3 protein-coding genes are annotated in these 4,668 nt (G+C 73.5%); all 3 read left to right on the top strand.

Annotation, left to right across the window (positions count from 1 at the left end; all coding sequences use genetic code 11):
• A partial coding sequence (yicI, locus tag RIF89_RS11180; protein WP_309069188.1) for an alpha-xylosidase occupies window positions 1–1,345 on the top strand: 1,345 nt, incomplete at its 5' end.
• On the top strand, window positions 1,342–3,825 hold the full coding sequence (locus RIF89_RS11175) for a glycoside hydrolase family 3 C-terminal domain-containing protein (RefSeq protein ID WP_309069187.1): 2,484 nt from the start codon (window positions 1,342–1,344) through the stop codon (window positions 3,823–3,825). The genes yicI and RIF89_RS11175, both read left to right, overlap by 4 nt.
• The coding region (locus tag RIF89_RS11170; protein ID WP_309069186.1) for a glycoside hydrolase family 43 protein at window positions 3,822–4,668 on the top strand (847 nt) is incomplete at its 3' end. The genes RIF89_RS11175 and RIF89_RS11170, both read left to right, overlap by 4 nt.

The following is a 4,668-nucleotide window of genomic DNA, read 5'->3' as shown; positions in this document are numbered from 1 at the left end:
CCAGCTCTCGCGGCTGCACGAGCGCGGTCTGCACGTGTCGGCATGGATCAACCCGTACATCGCGCAGCGCTCGGCGCTGTTCGCCGAGGCTGCCGAGAAGGGCTATCTGCTCAAGCGCACGGACGGCAGCGTCTGGCAGTGGGACATGTGGCAGGCGGGCATGGGCCTCGTCGACTTCACGAATCCCGAGGCGACGCAGTGGTACGTGGAGCACCTCGCGCGGCTGATGGATCAGGGCGTCGACACGTTCAAGACCGACTTCGGCGAGCGGATCCCGGCCGAGGGCGTCGCGTGGCACGACGGCTCGGATCCGGTCCGCATGCACAACTACTACCCGCGGCTGTACAACGCGGCCGTGTTCCGCGCGCTCGAGAAGCACCGTGGCGCGGGCGAGGCCGTGCTGTTCGCGCGTTCGGCGACGGCGGGGTGTCAGCAGTTCCCCGTGCACTGGGGCGGTGACTGCGACTCGACGTTCGCGTCCATGGCCGAGTCGCTGCGCGGCGGACTGTCGCTCGCGCTGTCGGGCTTCGGCTACTGGAGCCACGACATCGGCGGCTTCGAGGGGACCCCGGACCCGGCCGTGTTCAAGCGCTGGCTCGCGTTCGGCCTGCTGTCATCCCACTCGCGCCTGCACGGATCGGACTCCGTGCGCGTGCCGTGGGCCTTCGACGAGGAGGCCGTGGACGTCGCTCGCCGGTTCACGAAGCTCAAGCTCACGCTGATGCCGTACCTGGCGGCCGTCGCCGAGCAGGCGCACGAGGGCACGCCCATGATGCGGCCCATGGTGCTCGAGTTCCCGGACGACCGCAGCGGCTTCGACGCCGACGGGCAGTACATGCTCGGCGATGCGCTGCTCGTCGCCCCCGTGTTCTCGGAGGCCGGAGCGGTCGAGTACTACCTGCCCGAGGGCGACTGGACCTCCCTGCTCGACGGGTCGGTCGCCGCCGGTCGCCGCTGGGTCGCCGAGACGCACGGCTTCGACTCGGTGCCGCTGCGGGTTCGGCCCGGAACCGTGCTGCCGATCGGGGCGCGCGACGATCGACCGGACTACGACTGGGCCGACGGCGTGACGCTGACGTGCTTCGAGCTGCCCGACGGCCACGACGGCATCACGACCGTGCCCGGCTTCGACGGCGCCGCCCCGACGACCTTCCGCGTGCGTCGCGTCGGCGCGGAGATCGTCGCATCGAGCGAGGACGCGCGGGCGGGCTGGGCGCTGCGCGTCGGCGACCGGATCGCGCGCGCCGACGGGGCGGGGGAGATCCGGGTCACGGTCGCGCACGGCGAGCGGGAGCACGGCGCCCACGAGCGCGCCGTCCAGGTGGACGAGGGGGAGCACGCATGAGGATCGTCGACTACCGCCGCACCGACCTGCCCGTCGCCGCTCGCGCGCGCGACCTCCTCGGGCGATTGACGCTCGACGAGCGGATCGCGATGCTGCACCAGGTGGCGCCCGCGATCGAGCGGCTGGGGGTGGGGCGGTTCCAGACCGGGTGCGAGGCGCTGCACGGCGTCGCCTGGCTCGGCACCGCGACCGTCTTCCCGCAGCCCGTGGGACTCGCCGCGACCTGGGACACCGAGGCGATCGAGGCCGTCGGAGCGGTCGCCTCGACCGAGGTGCGGGCCAAGCGGGCGGCCGATCCCGCCGTCAGCCTGAACGTGTGGGCGCCCGTGGTCAACACCCTGCGGCACCCGGCATGGGGGCGCAACGAGGAGGGCTATGCGGAGGATCCGCACCTGACGGGTCACTTCGGCGCCGCGTACTCGCGCGGCCTGCGCGGACCCCATCCGCGCGTGTGGCGCACGGTGCCGGCGCTCAAGCACTTCCTCGGCTACAGCAACGAGACCGATCGCTCCGTGACGTCTTCCGAGCTGTCGCCGCGCACGCTGCACGAGGAGGAGCTGCCGGCGTTCCGCCCCGCGATCGAGGACGGCGTCGGGGGCGGCCTGATGCTCGCGTACAACCGCGTCAACGGATCCCCCGCCCACACCCAGCCCGAGCTCGTCGCCGAGGCACGGTCGTGGAGCGACGAGTCGATCGCCGTGGTGTCGGACGCCCACGCTCCGACGCTGCTCGTGACGCTGCAGCGTGCCGAGCCCGACAGGGTCCGGGCGACGGCAGCGCTCATCCGGGCGGGGCTCGACTCGTTCACGGACGGCGACGCGGACTCCCGGCCGACGATCGACGCCGTGAACGCCGCGCTCGAGCACGGGCTGATCAGCGAGGACGACATCGACCGTGCGGTGCTGCGCCTGCTCGAGCTGCGCATCCGCACGGGGGAGTTCGACGGCACGGAGGATCCCTATTCCGGGATCGGCGCCGACGCGATCGACAAGCCCGAGTCGCGGGCGCTCGCGCGGGACGTGGCGGGCAAGTCGGTCGTCGTGCTGCGCAACGACGCCGGCGTGCTGCCGTTCGCGCGGCCGCAGCGGATCGCGGTGATCGGGCCGCTCGCGGACGCCGTGCTGACCGACTGGTACGCCGGCACGCCGCCGTATGCGGTCGGCATCGCGGCGGGGCTCGCCGAGCGCTACCCCGGCGCGCGAGCCGACGTGGTCACGGGCGCCGACACGATCACGCTGCGCGCGGGGCGCTATGTGCGCGCCGACGCGGAGGGATCGGTCGTGATCGCGGACGCGGACGAGGCGGGCCCGGACGCGCTGTTCGATCTCACCGACTGGGGCGACGGCATCCTGACGCTGCGGTCGCACGCGAGCGGCCGGCTGCTGACCGGCGGCGCGTTCCCGATGCGCGCCGACGCCGAGCGCGTGGGCGGCTGGGTCGCGCAGGAGAGCTTCCGCCGCGTCGAGCACGAGGACGGCACCTGGTCGCTGCTGCATCTCGGATCGGGACGATGGCTGCGCGTGCTGCGCGAGGTCGGGCTGCTGGTCGCCGACGCCGTCACGCTCGAGAGCGCCGGGCGCTTCACCGTGGAGGTCGTGCAGAACGGTCTCGAGGCCGCCGTGTCGGCCGCGGCGGAGGCCGACGTCGTGGTCGTCGCGGTCGGCAACGACCCGCACCTCGCGGGACGCGAGACCGAGGACCGTCCGCACATCCGCCTTCCCGAGTCGGCCGCGGGCCTGTGGCGTGCGGTGCGCGAGGCGAACGGCCGCAGTGTCCTCACGATCGTGTCGAGCTATCCGTACGTGCTGGGCGTGGACGCCGAGACCGTGGTGTGGTCGAGCCACGGCGGGCAGGAGCTGGGGCGCGGCATCGCGGACGTGCTCTCGGGAGATCGGGAGCCGTACGGGCGCCTCGCGCAGTCGTGGCCCGCGACGCCCGAGCAGGCGGGCGACCTGTTCGACTACGACACGCTGCGCCAGCAGGCGACCTATCGTCACCAGCCCGGCCCCTACGCGTTCGCGTTCGGACACGGGCTGACCTACACGACCGTCGTGTACGAGGAGGTGACGCTGTCCTCGGATCGTGCGCAGGCGCCGGATCCGACGCATCGGCATCCGGGGCTGACGCCGCGCGCGGACGAGCACGTCGTCGAGGCCCGGGTGCGCGTGCGGAACGCGGGACCGCGGGCCGCGGAGGAGCTCGTGCAGGTGTACGCGCTGCGGAGCGACCCCGGCGCCCCGCGGCGCCTGCTGCTCGCCTACGAGCGGGTGCGGCTCGAGCCGGGCCAGACCCGCGAGGTCGCGCTGCCGTTCGCGGTGGAGCGCCTCGCGACGTGGGACCCGTCGGTGCGGCTGGACGGTGCCCCGCAGGACTGGCTGCACGAGGGCGCCCTGCGCGTGCAGCCGGGCTCGTACCGCGTCGCCGCCGGGCCCTCGTCGCAGGACCTGCCGGTGGAGGCGACGCTGGAGATCGAGGAGTGACGACGGCGGAGCTCCTTCCGGTCGTGCCGGGCTTCCACCCCGACCCGAGCGTGTGCCGGGTGGGCGATGACCACTACCTCGCCCATTCGACGTTCGAGTACGTGCCGGGGGTGCCGATCCGGCACTCGCGCGATCTCGTGACCTGGACGCTCGTCGGCCACGTCCTGACACGCGACGCGCAGTTCCCGGCGGCACGCTCGCGCGCGAGCGGCGGCATCTACGCCCCCACGCTGCGGCACAACGACGGGAGGTTCTGGCTGATCGTCACCGACGTCGGAGACGGCGGCGGACAGCGGCTGTTCCACGCGCCCGCCGCCGCGGGACCGTGGTCGGACGCGATCGTGGTCCGGGGGCTGGACGGCATCGATCCGGACCTCGCCTGGACCGAGGACGGGACCTGCCTCGTGTCGTACTGCAGCTGGGCGGACGGCGGATCGGCGATCTGGCAGGCGGCCATCGATCCGCTCACGGGGCGGGTGCTGGACGAGCCGCGCGTCATCTGGCGCGGGTCGCCCGATATGGGGCACACCGAGGGGCCGCACCTGTACCGCCGCGGCGACTGGTGGTACCTCATCACCGCCGAGGGCGGCACCGAGCGTGGCCACGGGATCTCCGCCGCGCGGTCGCGCGATCCGCGCGGCCCGTTCGAGGCGGCCCCGCGCAACCCGATCCACACGCACCGCAGCAGCGAGCATCCCGTGCAGAACGTGGGGCACGCCGACCTCGTCGAGCGGGCGGACGGCACCTGGGCCGCCGTGCATCTGGGCGTGCGCCCGGCCGGCTACACGCCGGGCTTCCACGTGATCGGGCGCGAGACGTTCCTCGCCGAGGTGGACTGGCGCG

Origin of the sequence: Microbacterium sp., from assembly GCF_031178525.1 — a bacterium.
In the GTDB taxonomy this organism is placed as follows: Bacteria; Actinomycetota; Actinomycetes; order Actinomycetales; family Microbacteriaceae; genus Microbacterium.
The sequence above is the reverse complement of the archived record's forward strand: the minus strand, read 5'-3'. Positions and strand labels throughout refer to the sequence as shown.